Consider the following 22,385-nt stretch of genomic DNA (forward strand, 5'->3'; position numbering starts at 1 on the left):
GTCTCCCGACCTTTAGGAAATGATATATATTAAAGTATGAATTTACGCTTTTGCCGCTTTTCTGCGGTTGATTTCTCTACGGACCAAATCAAATTCCCTGCTGGACTGACCTGCTACCGAGGTGTTTTCTTCAGCCCTTCTGGAGAGGTAAGGCATAACCTTTTCTACCGGTCCATAAGGCACATATTTCACTACATTGTACCCTGATTTGGCCAAATTGTAAGAAATATTGTCACTCATGCCGTACAACTGTGCAAAGTATAGACGATCATCTTGTGGATCGTATCCATGCGCTGCAATCAACTCTGCCAATAAGTGATTACTTTGTTCATTGTGTGAACCTGAAACCAATCCCATGTTAGAAAGGTTCTCCACGCAGAATGTTAATGCAGCATTGTAATCTCTATCCGATGCTTCCTTGGTAGGTTGAATAGGACTTTGATAACCTTTCGCAGCTGCTCTATCCCGCTCTTTTTCCATATAAGCCCCGCGAACCAATTTGGCCCCTAACCAATAACCTGCCTCACTTGCGGCTGCATGCGCTTTCTTCAATCGCTCCAACATGTCGTGGCGGTACATTTGATAGGTATTGTACACAATGCATTTTTCCCGATTGTACTTGCTCATAGCTTCATAGGCCATTGCGTCAATGACATCCTGAAACCAAGATTCTTCTGCATCAATCAGGATTTTGGTATCTGCTTCAAAGGCTGCTTTGCATAGGTCATCCACACGTTTTTTCATGCGGTCGAATGCCTCTTGTTCAGCAGGGGTTAAGGCTTTTTTCTCCTGAACCTTGGTCATGATGGCAAAGTCACCCAATCCTGTAACCTTAAATACAGCAAATGGGATATTTTCATCACCCGCGGATCGTTCTACCGTGCGGAGAATTTCATTTTTGGTAGCTTCGAAACTAGCCTCATCACCTTTTCCTTCCACTGAATAGTCAAGGATTGTTTTAATCCCATAATCAGCCAGTTTAATTACTGAGGATTCACAATCTTGGATGGACTCTCCACCGCAGAAATGCCCGAACATGGTAGCTTTCATGATTCCCTTGATAGGTAAACCAAGCGCAAAAGACCAATTAGCAAGTTTTGTACCCACATTGACAGCCAAATTATTGTTGACCGTCGCAAAAATCAGATACATTTTTTTTAATTCAGCATCTGATTTGGACGCAAACGCTACTTCTAAGTTCTCAAAAGAAATTTTGGGTTTGACTGGCATAAAGCTTCAAATTATGGCGCAAATATATCAAAAAACTATGTGGACTTGTTAATTGTTTGGTAAAGAACTGTAAGAAATATGCTGTGGGAACAAAACCCAATTTAAGCTAGTTTTGTATCCAAATTAACATAAGCTGTGGATACAATACATTTGAATGAATGGGGCTTTGTAAGCAATAAACCTTTTGTAATTGCCGGACCTTGCAGTGTGGAAACACCGCAGCAGTTGGATGCCACGGTGGGACAATTGGTGGAGAAAGGGATACAGGTTATTCGTGGAGGAGTTTGGAAACCAAGAACCAGGCCCAATTCATTTGAAGGGGTGGGAGAGATAGCCCTTCCATGGATCAAGGATGTCAAGCAAAAGTATGGCGTGAAGTTTGCTACCGAAGTAGCAACTCCTTACCATGTCGAGAAAGCCCTGAAATTTGGAATGGATATTTTATGGGTGGGCGCACGATCCACTGTCAATCCTTTTACCGTTCAGGAAATTGCCAATGCTTTAAAAGGAGTGGATATCCCTGTGTTGGTTAAAAATCCGGTAAATCCTGACGTGGCACTTTGGATAGGCGCCTTAGAGCGGCTCAATCAAGCAGGTATCAAAAAGCTTGGGGCAATCCATCGAGGTTTTTCCAATTTCAATGATCATACGTATCGAAATAGTCCATTATGGCAGATACCCCTAGAACTGAAAACACGCTATCCTTATCTACCCTTGATCAATGACCCAAGCCATATTTGTGGCAAAAGGGATTTGATTCAGATGATTGCCCAAATGGCCTTGGATTTGGATATGGAAGGATTGATTATAGAATCTCATATCCGACCTGATGAAGCTTGGTCAGATGCCGCTCAACAAGTGACTCCCGATGCATTGAATGTACTTTTATCCCAACTGCATGTACCCAGTCCATCAGCGGAAAATCCGATTTTTAAGAGTAAACTCGAACTTATCCGAGAACAAATTGATGAGGTCGACAGGGCTTTGCTCGCAACCTTAAGCCAACGGATGAAGCTAGTCGAGCAGGCAGGAATCTTCAAAAAGGAAAATGATGTAGCCTTGTTTCAAATTGACCGCTGGAAAAAAGTATTCCAATCCCGCCCAGAGTGGGCCGTTCAGATGGACCTAAATCCTGATTTTATAAAAGAATTGTTCCGAATCATCCACGTAGAATCAATCCGAGAACAATCGAAGCATATGGGAGAGTGAGAAGCGAGAAATGAGAAGCGAGAAGCGAGAGGCGAGACAAGAATCAAGAATCAAGACGGAAGACACTGTACCAAGTACAAAGTACTAAGTACCAAGTAGGGACTCTGGTAGTAGAAGCGAGAGACGATAGTCGAGAAGAGAAGCTCGCAGAATGCACAGAATTCGCAGAAAAATTCGCATAGAAAAAACTGGTTTCCAACGGGAGAATTTAAGATTCAGCTAGTTAATTCCATTAATTGACTCGGGTTTTAACCCGTAACCTGGATTGATGTTTAGGGTTGAAATCCAGGTTAATTTTTAAAGAATACACCCATCAATAGCCGTGGATTTTAATCCCCGGCGTTTGAGGAGAAACGAGAGTTTAGAAATAAGAACCAAAAGCTCGCAGAATGCACAGAATTCGCAGAAAAATTCGCATAGAAAAAACTGGTTTCCAACGGGAGAATTTAAGATTCAGCTAGTTAATTCCATTAATTGACTCGGGTTTTAACCCGTAACCTAGATTGATGTTTAGGGTTGAAATCCAGGTTAATTTTTAAAGAATACACCCATCAATAGCCGTGGATTTTAATCCCCGGCGTTTGAGGAGAAACGAGAGTTTAGAAATAAGAACCAAAAGCTCGCAGAAAACGAATAAGAATCATTTTAGATTTTAGAAGGTAGATTTTAGATTTAGAATAGGACTAAGAATCATGACAATTTTCGTTTCTAAAAAGTTGCCAAAATCTCTAGCAATCCTTAAAATCCGTATTCCAAATTTTCCGCAGATTCAGCGCTTCCGGCGTTCTTAAAGATTTGATGGGTGAAGAGTTCAATTAGACCGATAGCTTAAGAAAGACGCTATACTTACAATCGAAAAACCTACAAACAGCATTCCGTGGAAAATCACCATTTCCAATTGACCGTGGGAAATAGCTAAGTATAACATCCAAGCAAAAACTCCTGCAAAAATTGCTTCTAAATAGGTGGTGAAGGGGATTTTAAAGGAGTGATAGGGGTTGCTCCACCATTTGTCTGATTTTTGTAGATTGTATTTGGGAGTACGGATAAATGGGGATTTTTTTCCTGTCAGTCCTTCCCATACGGCTTGTGAATTGTGTAAAGAAAGACCCATGCTGACCATCAAAAATAAGGGTAATTCCCATAAAAATTTGAGCGTACTGGCACCTTTGTATTTCGCCAAACTCACATTTGCAGAAAGATATACCGCAGCCACAATGACAAAGCCTGCTAAAAATATTTTGGCAACGGAAAATAACCAAGTGGGCAAAATCCCATTATAGAAGCCATACCAAAGAGGAATCGAACTGATAGCGACCACAAGGACAGCAACAAATAAAACTGCATTTAGCAAATGCGCGGTGGCATGCCATTTTTTATGTATGCTATGCTTTTCATTGAGAACATTTTTAAGATGTTTGGCAGCACATTCTGCCCCTCCTTTGGTCCAGCGGAATTGTTGGGATTTGATGGCAGACATGACAGGAGGGAGTTCGGCGGGGGATTCTATGTCCTCCCGGTATACAAATTTCCAGCCTTTTTGCTGAGCCCGATAACTTAAATCCAAATCCTCAGTTAGCGTGTCATCCTGCCAATTACCGGCATCAATGATGCAGTTTTTTCTCCAAATCCCACCCGTTCCATTGAAGTTGATAAAGGCTTGTTGTAGATTTCTCCCCGTCTGCTCTACGGTAAAATGGGCATCCAAAGCAAATGCTTGCAAGCGTGTAAATATTGAATAGTCCTCATTGAGGTGTGTCCATCTACTTTGTACCATGCCCACCTTAGGATCTTGGAAATGAGGGATAGTATCCAACAAAAAATTAGGATCCGGGACAAAATCTGCATCAAAGATGGCTATGTAATCTCCTGATGCTTGAATCAGCCCTTCTTTCAATGCTCCTGCCTTGAATCCCTGCCTATTGTGTCGATGAATGTATTGAAAATTTACCTCAGGGTAATTTAGAATGCAGTTTTGAATAATTTCCGATGTTTCGTCGGTGCTGTCATCCAATAATTGGATTTGCAGTAATTCTTTGGGATAATTAAACTTTGCTGTTGCATCTATCAAGCGTTCCACAACATAACGCTCGTTGAAAATAGGGAGCTGAACAGTGATTTTTGGCAGGTTCGAAATAGTAGCTGAATCCTTTGTTTGTACAATTTTCGGTTTTCTCCAATACTGAATCAATAAATCAGCCTGTGCCAAACCATACAGGAAAATGAACAGCATGGACACGGCATATAGCCCCACAAAAATGTATAGTACAAACATTAATTTTTGATCGTGATGGATTTATTGCCAATGATTATGGGAAGATCGTTAATTCTTCCTTCTTCCTCACCATTTTCCAGTTTCAATACACCTCGAGGACATACAGAGGCACATACTCCGCAGCCTACACAAGAGGAGCGCACGATGTTTTGTCCTCTTTGGGCATACCAACGTACGTCTATGCCCATTTCGCAATAGGTGGAGCAATTCCCGCAGGAGATGCACTGTCCTCCGTTGGTTGTAATGCGAAATCGGGATTTGAATCGCTGAACCAAGCCTAGGTATGCTGCCAAAGGACAGCCAAATCTACACCAAACTCGGTTACCCATCAAGGGGTAAAATCCTGTGCCAATCACACCTGCAAATGCTGAACCTATGGCAAATCCATAAATGCTATGCAGTTGGTTGGTTGCTTGTCCCAATAGTTCAAACTCCATAAAGTAATTGGTCAAGGTAATTCCCGTCATAACTACCGCAAAAACTAAGACGCCATGAATCAGGTAACGTTCAACTTTCCAAGCCTTGAGGGATTTATCAGAGAGTTGGCGGTAGGGATCGCCTAGAGTTTCGGCTAAACCACCGCAGCCACAAACCCACGAGCAATACCAACGCTTGCCATAAAAGTAGGTCAGCAAAGGTACTGCTATTACAATTAATATGATGCCCCAAATTAACATAAACATGCCCAATGCTCCTGAACTGATCATTCCATCCAATCGGTAGTCGTAGAAAAAAGAATAGTCTAATGGCCAAATATTTTTAAAATCGTGCCAAGGCATGTTGAAGAGCATGAGGATTTCCGGTAGTAGGAAAGCAAATGCTAGTTGAAAAAACATCACGGAAGCAGTCCTTAAGAGCTGGTAAGGATTTCCTTTGTATTTTTTAAACATGCGGACACCCATGACCAAAATTGCCAAAGTATAGATCAATCCATATAAAAACCATTGGCTGGCAGGATTGCCTGATATGGCCATACTGATAGGATCTACCATCAGTACCAAATTGGTCAAATACTCGGGATACCAATAGAGAATTACGTAGAAGAGAATTAACCAAGTGCCTGTAAATATCCCCAATAAACCACGTGATTTCATGGAGGAAAAGTAAATCCCATCATGTTTGATACCGGGAAGTTTACCTTTGTAAAGAGGAAGAATGTAGAGTAATGCTCCTAAGGAACCTAAGATCAAGGTAATGCCAATGTGCAACCAAGGTTGATCTATTACAGGACTTTCGGCAGCAGCTTTGGTGAGCGCATAGGCGTAGTTGTCCCAAATGACTGCATCCCACTCCTGATTGGCTTTTAAGGCATCATTGTAAGTGTTGAAATAGCTATTAAAGTCTGCGATAAAGGCGAAATTAGACGCATAGGTTTCCCCATACATCGGCTCCAAAATTTCAACCATTTGCTCTTGATGGATATCTTTAACATTAGATTTTACCAACTCAGCCGTCAAGGTGTATTGACCGATAAATGGCAAGAAGCTAAAAAATGCCAATGCTAAACAGAAAAGGGCGATTCCTAATTTTTGAAGTGCTTTCATGAAAATGCAGTTACAATTCGTTTCAAGAATCCTTTTTTGGGTAAGGAAACATTTCTTTTTTTGATGGTATTGTAGGCTTGAATGACAGCTGCCGTATGTTTGGTTGCAAATTCTGCATCAAAACTGGCTTTGTCCAGATGTGTCAGAATCTTTTCAAATAACCATCCTTCGTCTATGGCTTTATCAAAATAGGCATGTCTCATGCGCCAACCGATGCTGTTTATACCTTTGATGGTCCCCACAGTTTTATCATAAACAAATCGTATAGCTACTGTTCCTGCTTCATTTTCCCAATGGAATGTGTCCAAGGTTGCAGGTATGTTATTGGGCACATGCCCATAGGTCTGGTATTCTAAGTCAAAGAACTTAGCTGAATTGAACCAAATTCCTGGTTTATAGGATACTTTTTCCTCATGTGTAAGATTATACGCCAACGTTTCACCGTGCATCCTACCGGTGTACCATACCTGTTCTATGGTTTTTCGATTTGGACCTGGAGATTCTGTGAATTCAGCGCAGTCTCCAATGGCATAAACTCCTTCGATATTTGTTTGAAAGTATTTATCAACAAGTACACCTCGGTTGGATTGAATATCGGGATGGTTTTTAAGCAATGAAATATTGGGAGTAACTCCAATGGTCAATCCTACGAATTGACAAGGGATTTCTTCTCCTGTATTTGTCTTGACAGCACTAACGTTACCATTACCATTGGAGATAATTTCAGCCAATTCTGTGCCTAATCGCAGGTCTACATCATGTGCCCGTATGTGTCTATTGATCAGTTCAGCCTCCTCTGTTGGTAAGACTGTATCCCAAAAATTCTTTTCCCGCACCAAAAATGTTACTTCGATCCCTCTGCTTTTGAGCATTTCTGCCATTTCTATCCCGATCAATCCCCCGCCTACAATCACTCCACGCTGAATGCCTTGGGTATTATCCTCCATGTTTTCCAAATCCTGTAAGCTATACAATCCTTGAACACCTTTGAGGTCTTCACCTGGCCAACCGATCGTTAGTGGCTTGGAACCGGTGGCAATTATCAATGTTCCGTAGGGAATTTTTTCTCCTGTATCACTGATGAGTTGTTGCTTGGTAGTATCAATCGAAGTAATCCAAGTTTTTTTGAGTTCGATACGGTTTTTTTCCCAAAACCAATCTTCGTAAGGTTTGGTATGCTGGTATTGCATATGGCCCATGTAGATATACATGAGTGCCGTTCGTGAGAAAAAGTGCTCAGACTCACCTGAAATCACCAGAATGGATGCGTCTGAATCATATTTGCGTATATGCCTTGCACAGGTTATACCTGCTATTCCATTACCAATGATGACGTAGGGCGATTTATTCATTGAGAGACCAATCGTACTTGAGATGTGAAATTTTGGCTCTTGGGCTGATTTTCACTTTGGAGTATTGGTTTAAGTAGTCAATTATACTACCATTCTTTGTGAAATCCCCTTTGAACCAAGAGAAAATTTGAGAAATCTGAATTGAATCCTTAGTTATTTTATTTCTTTTAGGGTCATTAATGAAGTCTACAGCAACAGCATAAAGCTGTTTTTCAAGTTTTTCAGCAGTAAAAGCCTCGTTTAAAAGTTTTGGACAAGAATAAGATGCACAGTTAATAGCGAAATGAATTCTTGGTTCATCAAATTCCTTTCGTAAAATCTTATGTTCAATTTCATCTAAGCTTGAGTCTTTGCCACCAATTTGAAAAAATTTAATATGCCATACAGTATTGATTAATGGTATTTTGATTTTAGGATGAAGATCCTGAATGCTTTTGACTGGATAGTTATCCACAATTAACTTTACTGTAAAGGCATTGTATGCATTGATCCAATAAGCAAGCTGTTCTTCTCTGCTCCATGTTTTTCTATCCGGAGCATTTGTGCTTAATAGGTTTAGGTATGACTCTAATTTTTTTATATCAGACTTGAATCCTTTATAGTTTACTGTTCCTGATGAGCTTACATGCTTTTTCAAAAGTTCATTCCATTGTTCATGAGTAGGGACATTTTTTGAAATAGGGTAATCTTGAATGTTTGCATATGCACCTAGTGAACATACAAAGAAAAAGGTATAGATAATTAGTTTTTTCATAAAGAAATGTACGTAAATCCAGTAAGAGTTAGATGTGACAGCTGTAAAAACTAATTGTATACTTTGTCTCCTTTTGTTAACCAGATGCCCCACTTTTTGTTGTATCCATGGATTTTATTTGTTTTAAGATTTTTGTTGTAAACGGGCAGTCCTTCATTTACCCAATGAAAAATCCCTCCATAAAGATTAAACACATTTGTGTAACCTGCATCAATTAACTTTTTGCCTATTTCTTGGCTTCGTGCTCCAATAGAACAATAAACCACTATTGGTTTATCTTTTGGGATAGTAGATATTTTCTCTAATGAAAATGTAGAATATTCGATCAGCTTTGCACCTTTGATATGACTTACCTCAAATTCATTTTTTTCACGTATATCCAATAATTCAAACTGCTGAAGATTAGCTTTCAAGTCGTTTGGTTGAATCAACGGAAAGTTTTTATCATAAACTGTTTGAAGCAGTGTTTTGTAAGCAAAACTTTGTCCAGAACTAAATAGAGGGATCATTGCCAAAAAGCCTGTAAGAATGAGTTTGTATATCATAAGAGAATAATACGCATTTGATACCAGAACTCGCTCACAAACAAATTCGTTTATTTTCGGATAGCTGATTTTTTTTTTCTAAGTGATGGATATGTTCATAAAGCTTAAAATTATCCATAAAAGTCGGATATCCTTGCTAGACCTTTTTTATCTAAAACGATGATTTTTTTGCCTTCAAATGCAATCAACTCATCTTTTTTAAATTCGGAAAGTAACCTTATGACTGTTTCCGTTGCTGTTCCAACCAAACCTGCGATTTCTTCTCTTGTGAGAATTACATCGATTTTTTCACTGTTTTCTCCATCCAATCCGTAGGATTCGGATAGTTTGAGTAAGGTAAAAGCCAGTCGCTCTCGGATGGATTTTTGTGTGGCATCGGTGAGTTTTTCCTCCATCACGCCCAAATCTGAGCAAATGGCTTTGGTGACTCTCTTATGAAAATCATTGTCTTCGGCTAAGACCTTAAGGAACGATTCTCTAGGGACAAAGCAGATTTTAGCATCCTCAATTATCGTAGCTGAGTTGGAGTAAGCTTCCTCACCTAAAAGAGAGGTATATCCAAGAAAGTCTCCTTTTTTTGCCAGACGAATAATCTGATCCTTGCCATTAGAGGCCGTTTTGTACACTTTGACAATACCATCATTGATGCAAAATACCCCGAGAGGTTTTGTGCCTTCGTAAAATAAGGTCTGTCCTTTTTTATGCGTAATGAAATTCTTGCTATCTGATAGATGGCATAAATGCTGTTCGCCCAAGCCGGCAAACAAGGAGAATTTTCGGCTGAGACAGAGTTCACATGGCGTGGCTTTCGGCTGAACTTTCATAATCAGTAATGCGGGGTTATATTCCTAAGATGTTGGCTAAAATTAGCGAAAAATATGATGAATGTCACAATTTTGTCAAACAAAATTTGGTAAATCGGATAGCTGAACGTACCGATTCTCAATTTTATTCAGTTCGAAGAAAAAATGCTGCCTCCCGTTAGTGATTCCTATGATATGGGCCTGAATGCTTTGATTATATACAGTTATCTGATTGACTACTTTTTTGGTGATTGGTACCTCAGGAGCCTTGCATTCGATTAGGACATGGGCTTTGCCGTCTTGGTTAAAAGTCAATAAATCAAAGCGCTTGTTTAACTGATTATATGTTAGGCCTTTCTCTAAGGAAATCAGACTTTTGGGGTAGTTTTTGTATTGAATGAGGTATTGGATCATGTGTTGGCGGACCCATTCCTCGGGAGTCAGTACTAGTGATTTTTTGCGTAATGCATCGTAGATATAGATCTTTCCCTGCTCATTTTTTAATTCAAAATTGAACTCAGGGAAATTTAATGGTTCGGACAAAAAGGCATATCGCTCTGGAATCATGCTGCAAATATGGTGTTTTTTGCTGATAGGGATTTGAATAGCCATGTAAATGCTAAATTAAAAGGAGATTTTTCTAATTGATTCCATAGGAAATTTTCAGCTACTATTCTGTTTTTTTTCGGAATCAGGTTTTTGATAGTGTTTTGGCTCAGGATATTCAAAAAATATTTTCGTAGCCTACATTAATGAACTATATTTGATGAATTCCAACTAGTTGATTGAAGCATGAAAAAAATCATTGAAACTACCGATATCCAAAAGACCTATAAAATGGGAGCTGAAGTCGTGCAGGCATTGAAATCAGTTTCCATTTCCGTGAATAAGGGAGAATACGTTGCATTTATGGGTCCCTCAGGTTCGGGGAAATCTACCCTGATGAATATCATCGGTTGTTTGGATACGCCTACAGCAGGAACATACATTTTGAATGATAAAAATGTATCCGATATGTCGGAAAATGAGCTTGCCGAAATCCGTAATCGGGAAATTGGGTTCGTGTTCCAGACCTTCAATCTTTTGCCAAGAGCCTCATGTTTGGAAAATGTGGCCTTGCCTTTGATCTATGCAGGTTACAGCAAATCAGAGCGGGAGGAGCGAGCATTTGAAGCGTTGTCCAATGTTGGTTTAGCTGATAGGGTGGGACATAAGCCCAATGAATTGTCCGGTGGTCAGCGTCAACGTGTGGCTATTGCAAGGGCTTTGGTTAATGATCCAAGTATTATTTTGGCGGATGAACCTACAGGTAACTTGGATTCCAAAACTTCCTACAGTATTATGGAGCTTTTTCATGAGTTGCACCAAAAGGGGAATACCATAATTATGGTGACTCACGAAGACGATATTGCGCATTATGCACATAGAATTGTTCGATTGAAAGATGGTTTGGTAGAGAGCGATACCATCAATCCAAATCCAACCAGAGGAGTGGCCTTAGAGCCCATCATGTAATTCTTCTGAGTTTATCCAAGAAGATGTGTAATTTTGCGGAAAATTTGGAGCAAGGTAAGCATGAAAATTTATACCAAAACAGGTGATCAGGGCACAACTTCCCTTTTGGGAGGTAGAAGGGTTTTGAAATCCAATCTTAGAATTGAGTCATACGGGACCGTAGATGAATTAAATAGTTATATTGGATTGCTGAGAGATCAGGAAGTCAATCAGAAGCGGGAAGCTGTATTGAAGGAAATACAGGATCGCTTGTTTACTATAGGTGCTACTTTAGCTACCGAGCCTGGTAAAGAGCATGTGAAGCGTCCTGACTTATTGGAAGGAGATTTGGAGTTGTTGGAGCAGGAGATTGATGCGATGGAGGATGGTTTGCCCATGTTGAAAAACTTTGTACTTCCGGGTGGTCATCAAGTAGTATCTTTTTGCCATATTGCCCGAACAGTTTGTAGAAGAACCGAGCGATGCGTGATTTCTTTGATGGAAGAGGAGCACGTAGATGAATTAATTGTGAAATATTTAAACAGGCTTTCCGATTACCTCTTTGTTTTAGGAAGAAAGATCACCCAAGAGTTGGGTGTGGATGAGGTAACCTGGAAGCCGAGGAATTAACCCATGAAAACAGCATTAGCTATTGAGGTAACTAAAACCTCTCAGTCAAAACTAGCCCAAACAGATTTCGATAACTTAATGTTTGGTCAGACCATCAGTGATCACATGTTTGTGGCTGATTACGAAAACGGAGAATGGACTAATCTTCGGATTGTTCCCTACGAGCCATTAAGCCTTAATCCGGCCAATGCTACGTTGCATTATGGGCAGTCTGTTTTTGAGGGAATGAAAGCCTACAAAAACGATGCAGGAGAAATCCTTCTATTTAGAGCAGATGCCAACCAAAAGCGACTCAATGCCTCCGCAGAGCGTATGTGTATACCAGAAGTGCCAGAAGAGATCTTCATGGAAGGCTTGTACAAGTTATTGGAAATGGATGCTGATTGGATTCCACAAAAACCAGGTTACTCTTTGTATGTAAGACCTTTTATCTTTGCTACGGATGACTATTTGGGTATAAGACCTTCTCAGAAGTATTCCTTTATGATTTTCACATGTCCTGTTGGTCATTATTATGCAAAACCAGTAACTGTAAAAGTAGAGCAAACTTATACAAGGGCAGCAGAAGGTGGAACAGGTTATGCCAAAGCGGCTGGTAATTACGCTGCCTCTCTTTATCCAGCTTTATTAGCACAAAAGCAGGGGTACGATCAGTTACTGTGGACGGATGGCAAAACTCATCAGAATATAGAAGAGTCAGGAACCATGAATGTGATGTTTGTAGTCAATGATACCATCATTACTGCACCCACACATACCGGTACCATCCTCAAAGGAATCACCCGTGAGTCTGTGTTGATTTTGGCCAAGGAGATGGGATATGTTGTGGAGGAGCGTTTTATGACAGTGAGCGAATTGGAAAAATTATTGCAAGCTGGCAAGTTGACGGAAGCCTTCGGGACTGGTACTGCTGCAACTATTGCCCATATTGCAAAAATCAACATCAATGGAGTCGATTATGAGCTGCCAGCAAAAGGTGAGGATGCTTTCTCCAACCAAGTATTGAGAAAACTGGATGCCATTAAGTATGGTAAGGTGACTGATACCCACGGCTGGATCCGTAAGGTTTAATTTTCTAACTTGAAAATTGCTGCCGATGGTAGAATGTCGGCGGATTTGTATAAAACAGAAGGGAGTCAACATTGATGAAAAGATGTTGACTCCCTTTTTTTGTTCTTGCTCTCAGAAATCTCCCAGAGTTTATTTATTCGATAAAATCTGCTAATAATCCCTCAATTTCAGCTTTAGCTATCCAAGCTTCCATGTCTTGAAGTGCATCATTAGCATATTGTTGGAATCCGATTTTTTTAGCCTGATTAATATAAGCTATCCAAAGGAGAGGGTCCTTGTTGAACTGCTTGGCATCTTGAAGGATGTTATAGCCTTCCATATCATCTGAAGCATCTGCTACACTTTTAAGAATCAGCGGAGTCCAATAAGGGTTTCTGTCCAAGCCGAGTTCAGGCTTCAGGAATTGCGCGAAGAAGTTGCCCTCAGGTAAATTCGATCCTTTGTTTTTCACAAATGCTATCCATTCCTGAACATCCTGTTTGCTGATAGGAAGGGCAGGCTCTTTACTTAGTACTTCTTCAATCAACCCAATATTGGAAGTGTTTAACACATGTGCTTTGTGAACCAATATATGCGTGGCAAAGGAAGCTTGCAACAAGGATTGCTCGATTTTCAAGAGGTCTTGCATCAACTCTTTTTCGAGTTTTGCATGAAAACCTTTCAGTGCTTCAAAGTATTGTAATTGGGGATTTTCTTCCAATTTTCCATCATCTCCCCAGCTCATCCATGAAGGAAAAGGAATATTAAATTTTTGATGGATTCGGATGGCGTCGATTGGGCGATTTCCAAAGTAAAGGATTGCCAAATGATGTGGTTTGAAGTCACTTACATTGCGTTCTTCGGCTACCAAGATATCCGTAGCTGCTTTGTCCAAATCCAGCTGCCCCGCAAGCACCATGGCGCTCCACTGATGGTAATAACCCGCCGAACCCGAAAATATCCCTGCATTTCCGACAAGGTATTTCAATGTTTCGGCAATATCCCGCTCTTGGTACAGTCGGATAATACGGCTATCCCGAAGATTACGCTCTTGAAATGTTATTTCTGTTGCTTTAATCAAAGAGTCAATCAGCGTTATATCTTGGGAAAGTAATTGGTTTGGTTGGTTTGTCCAAAGATTCCGAATAGCAGCAGTTTGAACAGTGAAATTTTGGGAAACTTCATTGATTGATAGACTTCCTCTCCAAAGATTACCTTGTCGATTTGCGGCGGCCAATTGATTGATTTTACTGATTGGGTCATCCGTCTCAAGTAATGTTTCTTCATTTTCCCGTTGATGCTTTACCTGAAGCCCAATGAAATTTGCATGTGCTACAGGATTTATTTCTTGCAGGGTCTGCAAATATTGGAGTGCATCTGTCGGTCTGTTTAGTTTAGAAAGAAATAATGCCAAATTATTTTGAAGAAAAGCATTGTCAGGAAAAAGCTTCAATCCTTTTTCTAAATAAAATACTGCTTCAAATACTTTGTCTTGTTCATGAAGGAGTTTACTAATCAATAAAAGATTCGGTACATTAGGATTAAAATCCATGCTTTGTTCAAGCTGATTCAAGGCTTCTTTTTTATTCCCATCCAAAAGATGCAGGTGAACAGCAGCATTTTTAGCTTTGTCATTTTTACGATATTGCATCCAAGCGCTTTCATAAAGAATTGTTGCTTGTTTGGGAAGGTCTGCTTGGTAGTAGTAGTCAGCCGCTTGATTAGTGGACCCTGATATAATGTGATTGATAATAATGGTATCTCCCAAAGCAGCAAGAATTCCCAAAGCCATCAGGCTACCTATTCTCATATGGAAATAGGCAAAATGCTGAGGTTTAAAGATGATTTTTCCGACCTCTTTGCCACTATTTAATATCCCTGTAAAATTTGCCAAAACATAGACAAAAAATAGTAAAGACAATGCAACCTGACCATAGAGGAAGATATGGTCGAAGAAATCAATATAGGGTTGATTTTCTGTGAAAATAGCTTTCCCCCAAGTCCAAAGGCAGATAGCGAAAAAAGTAAGGTAGAGACTTTCTCCGATAAAGGGAAGGGGGAAAGGTTGTTCTGTTTGGCTAATTTTTTCTCTGTAGACAAATAAACCTACAACTCCCGCAATAAAAAACAACAAGAGAGGTGGGACTACCGGAAAAGGAAGCTGAATATCACCTAATAGATCTAGCAACGTGAAAAAAACTAAAAAGAAATATAAAAAGAACAGCACCAGCAAATGGTAGGTGATTTTTAGTTGAACACCTTTGTTTAATTTCAACAATAAAATGGTCGTACCTGAGAAGATTGCATGTCCAATGTGCAAAAGGAAAATTGCACTCAAAGCCACAGCGGGTAGGGTCAAGTTTTCGGCAATAAGGAGGGCTGCTGCGGGCATTTCACTGAAATAAATCAGCCCAAGCAGGGTCAAGGTCGCAATGGCAAATGTCAGTGAGAATCTTTGGATAAGCGTCCAATGATTTTGGTAAAAATTGATATATACTAAGGGCACAATCCAACCAACGAGCATCCAAATCAAGGCATAATTGCTATAAATTCCACCGATGTTCAAGCTGTTGATACCTGAGATGGATAATACGGCCATCCAAACACCCATGCTGATGATAAAGGGAGTTCGCTTGAAGGTGCTGAGCAAAGAAGAAATCAACACCAATAAAATCCAGATGATTGTCCCCCATAGCAAAGAGAGTTTGGGAAAACTTAGTGGCGGAAGGGATTCGTAGCTTTGAAAAAGGATGAAGTTTTCTACTTGAATCGGAAAGATTTCTAATCCTAGCTGTATGTAATCCAAGGGGACATTGATGGATTCTGCAAAAACTCCCGGTAGGATTTGGAAGATTCCTCTATCCCAAAACCATACGCTGTACAAGAGAAAAAGCCCTCCCGTAATCACAAAGAAGAGGGGAAGGCCTTTGAAGAAACGTATATCTTTTTCTTGAGGGGTTGTCAGGGGCATTATTCTAAAACCTTTGGTACTCGGAAATAATCAGAATCTCTCTGTGGGGCATTTTTCAATGCCTGCTCATGGGAAAGGTGTTCGCCTTCGACATCTTCCCGCATAACATTAACTTCGGAAGACATGGTGGTGATGGGTTCTACATTTTCTGTATCCACCTCATTCAACTGTTCCTCCCAATCCAGGATTTGGGTCATGTCACGTTTCATTTTTTCCAAGCCTGCTTCGTCAAATTCCAAGCGTGCAAGATGTGCGATTTTTTTTACGGTATTTACGTCTACTTTCATAATTCTAGTGGTGTTTTATCCTCTTCGGCAAGGCCATTATCGGCCCATAGCTGTTGTTGAATGACTTCATAGCATTTCTCCCGAATGTTGGGGGTGTCTGCACTTGCCAAACCTTTGGTTTCGATGGGGGGATGGATTACCAACTTCCCTCGCTTGAAATTTAAGGTTAATTTTCCGTCATCAGGCAAAATTAAATGATTAAACGATAAGGTGACAGGAATCACAGGGATTTGTTTGTCGATAGCCATGGTAAATGCCCCATCTTTGAAGCGGTTCATATGTGGGGGTGCTCCTGTGGTAATTCCTCCCTCAGGGAAAATTACAATACTGCTGCCTTGATCGATATGTCGCTTGGCACGAATCAGGACAGCACCGCGGCTTTTGGCACTTTGTCTGTCCACTGCGATGTGCAGTTTTTTGAAATAGTACCCAAATAAGGGGATTTTACGAATAGAACTTTTACCCACGTATACCACATCATCCGGAATGTAGCCCATCATGGCAATGTCCAAGTAGGAGAAATGATTGGCTGCAAATACGTATGGTTGCCCCTTTTTAATATGCTGACGCCCCTCAATTTTGACGGGCATGCAGATGATGGTAAAGTATACCCGTGCCCAAAACTGATTCACCTTGCGCCCATAGCGCTGCATTCCCGGGATCCAACTTGCTGCTAAAAACAGGGGAAAGAGTATCAGGAAGGTGAGTACAAAAAGGATAAATGCGTAGGCAGTATAGATTTTTCTCAGTAAAAGCATCTTAGGAATTGACCATGTGGTTAGCAACTTTTACAAAGTAATTCATTAAGGTTTCCCGCAAATCTGTATCCATTTGGATTTCATCCATCGCCCGCAACATGCAGTCCATCCAAATCGTGCGCATGTGTTGATCTATTTTCCATTGAAAATGTCTGCGTCGGAGCATGGGATGTCCACGTTGTTCCAAATAAGTGTGCGGTCCGCCAAATACGTGGAGAAGAAACCAGTAGAGCCTGTCTTCAGCCCCACTGAGATCTTCATCCGGATATAATCTTCTGAGTTCCGGTTCTTGGCGGACATGCAGGTAGAAATGCTTGACTAGCAAGCGGATTTTTTCATCACCTAAGGTCTCGTAAATACTGGAATTCATAAGGTTTGCTCAACTAACTCGATTAATGTTGATGACCGTGTTCGCCATGTACATGACCATGGGAAAGTTCCTCTGCGGTAGCTTCGCGCACTTCCATCACTTCACCTTCGAAGTGAAGATCAAAACCTACCAAAGGATGGTTGAAGTCCAATAATACTTCCTCTCCCAAATCTTTCAATACTTTGGCTTGCATAGGATAGCCATTTTCATCCATTAATGGAAGGAAGTTTCCTTCATCCAACATGCCTTCTTCAAAGCCTCTTTCAGAAGTGAATTGTGCCTTGGGGATGGCCATGATCATTTCATCATCTGCTTCTCCATAAGCTTCTGCGGCTAGTAAAGTGAAGGAAAAGCTTTCACCCTGTTTTTTACCGGCTAGTAGCTCTTCGAATTTTTCAGGAAGTCCACTGTTTCCAAACAAAAAATAGAAGGGATCATCTTCATCCCGTACTTCCACGCTAAAAGGTGCTGATTCGATTTCGTCGGCTTCTCTGCTGACTTTTAATTCATAGGTAAGACCTACGACCGTGTTATTTGTTATTTCCATGCTGCAAAGGTACATTATTTAATGGCACCGTTTATCATAACTGCCAAAATACAGAGCATGCTGATGCTGAATGCGAACATGACTTGGCCCCATTTTTTTCTGGACACTGCAATGATAGCAAATCCAAAAATTAGCAAGAATAGGCATGCGAAAATGAATAATACTTGTTGGTATAATTCAGTGGAAGCATAATAGTAAGGAGGAGTGAAGTCCTCGGTGATTTCCGGGATACTTCCCTCTCCAAAGCGTAAACTGATCCATTCACTCCAATAGGCAAAAGCAAAAATACCAGAAGAAATGATCGCCGCGAAGGCAATGAATAATTTGTTCATGTCAATCGTTCTTATGCTTTTTTGACTTTGAGTGAAGTGCCTTCTGTGCTGATGACTTTGATGGCCTCACCTTTATCAATAAACTCTCCTCTGGAGTATGCATCGTAGACTTCATCGTCAATAACCACTTTTCCACTAGGCATCAATCGGGTATGCGCGAGGCCTTCTTTCCCCAACAAATCATCGGAATATAGTGTGGATGAATAGCCCTCCGTTCTTTTTTGTGTGGTAGCAAGTGCGATGGAACTGAATGCCTGCCATTGATTGACTTTGGGCGCAAAGTAGAATATCAGTCCTATTGCGCAGATAGCTGCCAAAATAACTGTCAGGAGTGCAACAAATAGGTCTCCTGTTGGAACAAAGGTGAAATCAAAGGCATTGTTAGGAATCATTCCTAAGGTCAGGCCTGTCAATATCCCTATGATGCCTAAGACTCCAAAAATCCCAAAACCTGGTATGACAAATACTTCCACGAGGAGGAGGATGACGCCCACAATGAAAATTGCGATTTCCCAATTTTCTGCGAGTCCCGTTAGGTAATAAGGGATAAAGTAAAGGATAATAGCAGTAATCGAAGCAGCCAAAGGAAACCCAACACCCGGTGTCTGAATTTCAAAATAAATGCCTGCAAAAATGACCAGAATTAAAAATCCACTCACAGCAGGATTAAGGAAAAAGGCGATGACGCTCTCCACATTCGAGGTTTCATAGCCGACAAATTCGTACGCTTCAATTCCCAATAATTTCATGACCTCATCCTTGTTTTTAGCTTCTCCTTCGCTGAATCCATTTTTGATGGCTTCGGATACGGAGAAGGTAATGACGGAGCCTTTTTCTGATACCCCGGGAATTTCAATATTTTGGTCAACCATGGCTTCGGCAATTTTAGGATCCCTGCCTTTGGCTTCGGCGGTGCTTCGCATCATGGAACGCATGTAGGATTGGTATTTGTCAGGCGCAGCATCTCCGCCGCCTCCCATCACTACCGTAGCAGCACCTATGCTTGCTCCTGGAGCCATATAAATGCTATCACAAGCAATGGAAATCAAGGCTCCCGCAGAAGCCGCGTCTTTGTTGATCCACACATGGATTGGTTTTTCAAACTCCATAACCATGGTGCGGATATCATCAGCATCGTTAACAGCACCTCCATAAGTGTCCATTTCGATCAAGACTAGATCCGCTTCTTTTTTTATGGCATCTTCCAAGGCAAGTTTCACCTTTCGATTCATCCGTGGATCAATGTTGTCATCGATTTTAAACGTAAATACAGTTTTTTTTGTCCGGGTGCTATCATTTACCTCCTGTGCGAGTGCAGGTTGCATTAGCAGGGAGGTAAAGAAGGCGAGGCAAACGAAAAATAGGTATTTCATGGTCAGTAGATTTTGAATTTCAATATAGGAATTATTGATTTGCTTCTGCAAGATTCCAATGATTTAACTTTTTTTCTTGCTCAATCGTTTGTAATCTCTGAAAAAACCGAGAAAAAATTAACCATGCCAACAAAGTGGTTTCATTCTTGTAAATGATAAAATTTATCTGAAATTTGTACCCATGAAATTAAACCATCTTATGAGACATCTTATCCTTATTGGTCTATTTTTAATCACGTCTGTTGTTGTGCAGGCATCTTCCTTAGCGTTGATGGATTCCATCGGAATTGAGCGGGTGGGCGATAAGACCTTTATTATCCATCAGGTTTCTCAGGGAGAAACACTATTTGGGCTGTCAAGAAGGTATCAGGTGGCTGTTAATGATATTATTCAATCCAATGAGAACTTGCAGGATGGTTTAAAAATGGGGGCTAGGGTTCGTGTTCCGTATGTTTCCAAAGCAAGCTTGGCGCCAAATGAACAAATTCACCGAGTGGCGGCAGGTGAGACGATGTTTGCTATTTCCAGAAAATACAATGTTTCTGTCAGCGATATTTTATCCTGGAACAATCTTCAAGGCTCTGATCTGAGTGTTGGTCAGGCTCTAGTGATCAAAGGTGCAGCTGTTGCTCAAACAGCTCCAAGCCCTGCAGCACCTACTGCCTCCGCTCCGACAACTCCTCCTGCGAGTTCAACTCCTGCACGTACCAATGAACAGGTCAGTACCCCTCCGGCAGTTGCGGCTACTCCTCCGGTAACTACTGCGACTAGCGCCGCACCAAGAACTGAAAGTAGACAGCCTGCTGCAACGGGTACAATTCCAGCTACGGTACCGGGAGAATGGATTTCACATACAGTAGAGCCAGGAGAGACACTATTTGCCATTTCCCGTAAGTATGAAGCTTCTATGGATGATTTGATTTCTTGGAATAATTTATCATCCAACAATCTACAAGCAGGTCAGAAATTAAAAGTAGGTAGAACACAAGTTTCTTCCGATCAGGTACCTGTGGTAAAAGCTACTGTGCCAGTAAAAGTCAACAATGAGCGCGTAGATGCCCGTGTAGTGACGGAAGGTGCATCCGGTACCGCTGATACTTCTTTCAAAGATATTCGTGAGACAGGTTTAGCTGAGGTGATCGATGGTACAGGGAATCATAAGAAATACCTGGTACTTCACAGAACCGCACCTGTTGGGACGATCATGCGCGTGCGGAATGAAGAAAACGATGTGACGATTTTTGCTCGTGTGGTGGGGAAATTGCCTGATACCGGAGATAATAGCCGTTTGCTGATTAAGCTTTCCAAGGCTGCATTTGATCAGTTAAAGGCTGTTAATGCACGTTTCCCGGTGGAGGTTTCTTATTAAGTTCCATAAGCCTGTTTTGATTTCCCTAGCGTAGAGTGTACCTTTGGGGTTTGGATTAGTGCAGCATGAACAAAGTACAACTCTTCTTTCACCATATTTTCAAGTTTATCTGGAACCTCATTTTTGTGGTTTCTTATCCCATCTTGGCCACTTTTGGGGTGCTCTTGATTGCGGTCACTTGGCTGTTTTCGGCATTGTCCCGCTTATTGGCGAGTTTGAGAGGGAAGAAGGCGGCTGTGGAAGAGATAGAAACTGATTGGAAAGAATTACCTGGAACCAATGGTTTATTGGAAGGGAAGGTTTTCAAACAAATCATGTTCGGACCAACAGGTTTTCAAATTCGCAGAAAAGATGGTGTACCCTCTGTGCTTCATGATTATATTTTTGGATCCAAGGTGAAATTCATTGAAACAGGATTGATTTTGGAAAAATGGAATGCTACGGACTCCAAAGATTTACCTGACTTTGATATCTGTCTGTATAATCCGGATGAGGATTCCCTGACGGTGCTCACCAACATTAAGTGCTTCGACTGGCATGTGGCTGAGGTGCAACAAAAAGAACTTCAGTTCAAATGGTTTGATGGTATTCAGGGAGGAGAAGTCAGCGTGGCTATTTAATTTATGGGTATCCACGAATTTTTAGAACTTAAATACAAAGAATACAATACACTGGATTTTATTGGTCCGGACCCTATTTCCATCCCTCATTTATTTACAAAAAAGCAGGATATAGAAATTGCCGGTTTCTTTGCGGCTACCTTGGCTTGGGGTCAGCGGAAGACGATCATTAACAAATGTAAGGAGTTGATGGGCTTGATGGATTTTGCTCCGCATGAGTTTATTTTGCAGCATCAGGAATCTGATCTGAAAAAGCTACTTACGTTTAAGCATCGTACCTTCAATGATACCGATACCCTGTATTTTGTAGAATTTTTCAGATGGTTTTATGGTAAGCATGAGTCCTTAGAGGAAGCATTTACTATTGGTTATAGTGATGACGTGAATTGTATGGAGACCTTGCTGGGTAATTTTCATCAGTTGTTTTTCTCCTTGGAAGACGCTCCAGCCCGTACCAGAAAACATGTGGCCACTCCTGCCCGAAAAGCAGCTTGTAAGCGGATCAATATGTTTCTACGCTGGATGGTCCGCAAGGATCCTTCTGGAGTTGATTTTGGAATTTGGAACACTATACAGCCTTCACAGCTGATCTGTCCATGCGATCTGCATGTGGATAGGGTAAGTAGGAAACTGGGACTGATCCAACGGAAACAAACAGATTGGCTAACGGCCATAGAACTCACCGAGCGGTTGCGGGAATTTGATCCATTGGACCCTGTGAAATATGATTTTGCCTTATTTGGTTTGGGAGTGGAAGAGAAGTTTTAATTTTTAAAATAACTATATTTTGGCAGCAATTGAGTTTTAATACCAAATATAGTATGCTTAGCCTAGCACAAAAAAGAACCGCCTGCGAGGACGGTTCTTTTTGA

The 22,385-nt window shown here is 40.9% G+C and carries 22 protein-coding genes; 7 read left to right on the top strand and 15 right to left on the bottom strand.

Annotated features, from left to right (window positions below; translation table 11 throughout):
* Positions 1-42 precede the first annotated feature (42 nt).
* A complete protein-coding gene (locus tag IE080_RS02660) occupies positions 43-1,230 on the bottom strand; it encodes a proline dehydrogenase family protein (protein WP_189578890.1) in 1,188 nt (395 codons plus the stop codon).
* A gap of 135 nt (positions 1,231-1,365) precedes the next feature.
* On the opposite strand from IE080_RS02660, the gene IE080_RS02665 reads away from it, so the two are divergent.
* Positions 1,366-2,439 (top strand): bifunctional 3-deoxy-7-phosphoheptulonate synthase/chorismate mutase type II, encoded by a 1,074-nt coding sequence (locus IE080_RS02665; protein ID WP_229800465.1) that lies wholly within the window; start codon positions 1,366-1,368, stop codon positions 2,437-2,439.
* An 811-nt stretch (positions 2,440-3,250) separates the two neighbouring features.
* Here the strand turns inward: IE080_RS02665 and IE080_RS02670 are convergent.
* From IE080_RS02670 to IE080_RS02700, 7 genes are all read right to left on the bottom strand, one after another.
* On the bottom strand, positions 3,251-4,714 hold the full coding sequence (locus IE080_RS02670) for a cellulose synthase family protein (protein ID WP_189578891.1): 1,464 nt from the start codon (positions 4,712-4,714) through the stop codon (positions 3,251-3,253).
* Positions 4,714-6,258, bottom strand: a complete 1,545-nt coding sequence (locus IE080_RS02675; protein ID WP_189578892.1) for a 4Fe-4S binding protein — start codon at positions 6,256-6,258, stop codon at positions 4,714-4,716. Before IE080_RS02675 ends, IE080_RS02670 begins: the two co-directional genes overlap by 1 nt.
* Complete coding sequence (locus IE080_RS02680) at positions 6,255-7,610, bottom strand: NAD(P)/FAD-dependent oxidoreductase (protein ID WP_189578893.1); 1,356 nt, start codon at positions 7,608-7,610, stop codon at positions 6,255-6,257. Before IE080_RS02680 ends, IE080_RS02675 begins: the two co-directional genes overlap by 4 nt.
* On the bottom strand, positions 7,603-8,364 hold the full coding sequence (locus IE080_RS02685; RefSeq protein WP_189578894.1) for a DUF547 domain-containing protein: 762 nt from the start codon (positions 8,362-8,364) through the stop codon (positions 7,603-7,605). The genes IE080_RS02680 and IE080_RS02685 overlap by 8 nt, the downstream gene beginning before the upstream one ends.
* Before the next feature lie 50 nt (positions 8,365-8,414).
* Positions 8,415-8,909: a rhodanese-like domain-containing protein gene (locus tag IE080_RS02690; protein WP_189578895.1), complete on the bottom strand. Its 495-nt coding sequence runs from the start codon at positions 8,907-8,909 to the stop codon at positions 8,415-8,417.
* Between the two features lie 110 nt (positions 8,910-9,019).
* Positions 9,020-9,733, bottom strand: coding sequence for a Crp/Fnr family transcriptional regulator (locus tag IE080_RS02695; RefSeq protein WP_189578896.1), 714 nt, complete (start codon positions 9,731-9,733; stop codon positions 9,020-9,022).
* Positions 9,734-9,808: 75 nt separating this feature from the next.
* Positions 9,809-10,324 (bottom strand): type I restriction enzyme HsdR N-terminal domain-containing protein, encoded by a 516-nt coding sequence (locus IE080_RS02700; protein ID WP_229800466.1) that lies wholly within the window; start codon positions 10,322-10,324, stop codon positions 9,809-9,811.
* A gap of 180 nt (positions 10,325-10,504) precedes the next feature.
* Between IE080_RS02700 and IE080_RS02705 the strand changes: the two genes are divergently transcribed.
* From IE080_RS02705 to IE080_RS02715, 3 genes are read left to right on the top strand one after another with little or no spacing between them, the layout of a single operon-like run.
* The gene (locus IE080_RS02705) at positions 10,505-11,227 is read left to right on the top strand and encodes an ABC transporter ATP-binding protein (protein WP_308428135.1); all 723 of its coding nucleotides are present in this window, start codon (positions 10,505-10,507) and stop codon (positions 11,225-11,227) included.
* Positions 11,228-11,287: 60 nt separating this feature from the next.
* Positions 11,288-11,836 (top strand): cob(I)yrinic acid a,c-diamide adenosyltransferase, encoded by a 549-nt coding sequence (locus IE080_RS02710; protein ID WP_189578897.1) that lies wholly within the window; start codon positions 11,288-11,290, stop codon positions 11,834-11,836.
* 3 nt (positions 11,837-11,839) lie between these two features.
* Entirely contained in the window at positions 11,840-12,907 is a 1,068-nt protein-coding gene (locus tag IE080_RS02715) for a branched-chain amino acid aminotransferase (RefSeq protein WP_189578898.1), read from the top strand.
* A gap of 133 nt (positions 12,908-13,040) precedes the next feature.
* On the opposite strand, the gene IE080_RS02720 is transcribed toward IE080_RS02715, so the two are convergent.
* From IE080_RS02720 to IE080_RS02750, 7 genes are read right to left on the bottom strand one after another with little or no spacing between them, the layout of a single operon-like run.
* Complete coding sequence (locus IE080_RS02720) at positions 13,041-15,857, bottom strand: tetratricopeptide repeat protein (protein ID WP_189578899.1); 2,817 nt, start codon at positions 15,855-15,857, stop codon at positions 13,041-13,043.
* Positions 15,857-16,144, bottom strand: a complete 288-nt coding sequence (gatC, locus tag IE080_RS02725; protein ID WP_189578900.1) for an Asp-tRNA(Asn)/Glu-tRNA(Gln) amidotransferase subunit GatC — start codon at positions 16,142-16,144, stop codon at positions 15,857-15,859. Before gatC ends, IE080_RS02720 begins: the two co-directional genes overlap by 1 nt.
* Complete coding sequence (locus IE080_RS02730; protein WP_189578901.1) at positions 16,141-16,902, bottom strand: lysophospholipid acyltransferase family protein; 762 nt, start codon at positions 16,900-16,902, stop codon at positions 16,141-16,143. The genes gatC and IE080_RS02730 overlap by 4 nt, the downstream gene beginning before the upstream one ends.
* A gap of 1 nt (position 16,903) precedes the next feature.
* Positions 16,904-17,272, bottom strand: a complete 369-nt coding sequence (locus IE080_RS02735; protein WP_189578902.1) for a globin domain-containing protein — start codon at positions 17,270-17,272, stop codon at positions 16,904-16,906.
* A gap of 22 nt (positions 17,273-17,294) precedes the next feature.
* The gene (locus IE080_RS02740) at positions 17,295-17,819 is read right to left on the bottom strand and encodes an FKBP-type peptidyl-prolyl cis-trans isomerase (protein ID WP_189578903.1); all 525 of its coding nucleotides are present in this window, start codon (positions 17,817-17,819) and stop codon (positions 17,295-17,297) included.
* 14 nt (positions 17,820-17,833) lie between these two features.
* The gene (locus tag IE080_RS02745; protein WP_189578904.1) at positions 17,834-18,151 is read right to left on the bottom strand and encodes a hypothetical protein; all 318 of its coding nucleotides are present in this window, start codon (positions 18,149-18,151) and stop codon (positions 17,834-17,836) included.
* 11 nt (positions 18,152-18,162) lie between these two features.
* Positions 18,163-19,524 (bottom strand): NfeD family protein, encoded by a 1,362-nt coding sequence (locus IE080_RS02750; RefSeq protein ID WP_189578905.1) that lies wholly within the window; start codon positions 19,522-19,524, stop codon positions 18,163-18,165.
* A 199-nt stretch (positions 19,525-19,723) separates the two neighbouring features.
* Here IE080_RS02750 and IE080_RS02755 point away from each other — a divergent pair, with 199 nt between their 5' ends.
* From IE080_RS02755 to IE080_RS02765, 3 genes are all read left to right on the top strand, one after another.
* Positions 19,724-20,893: a LysM peptidoglycan-binding domain-containing protein gene (locus IE080_RS02755; RefSeq protein ID WP_189578906.1), complete on the top strand. Its 1,170-nt coding sequence runs from the start codon at positions 19,724-19,726 to the stop codon at positions 20,891-20,893.
* Between the two features lie 65 nt (positions 20,894-20,958).
* Positions 20,959-21,513 (top strand): hypothetical protein, encoded by a 555-nt coding sequence (locus IE080_RS02760; protein ID WP_189578907.1) that lies wholly within the window; start codon positions 20,959-20,961, stop codon positions 21,511-21,513.
* Between the two features lie 3 nt (positions 21,514-21,516).
* Positions 21,517-22,281, top strand: coding sequence for a TIGR02757 family protein (locus IE080_RS02765; protein ID WP_189578908.1), 765 nt, complete (start codon positions 21,517-21,519; stop codon positions 22,279-22,281).
* Positions 22,282-22,385: the final 104 nt, after the last annotated feature.

Source organism: Mongoliitalea lutea (assembly GCF_014652135.1).
Classification (GTDB): Bacteria; Bacteroidota; Bacteroidia; order Cytophagales; family Cyclobacteriaceae; genus Mongoliitalea; species Mongoliitalea lutea.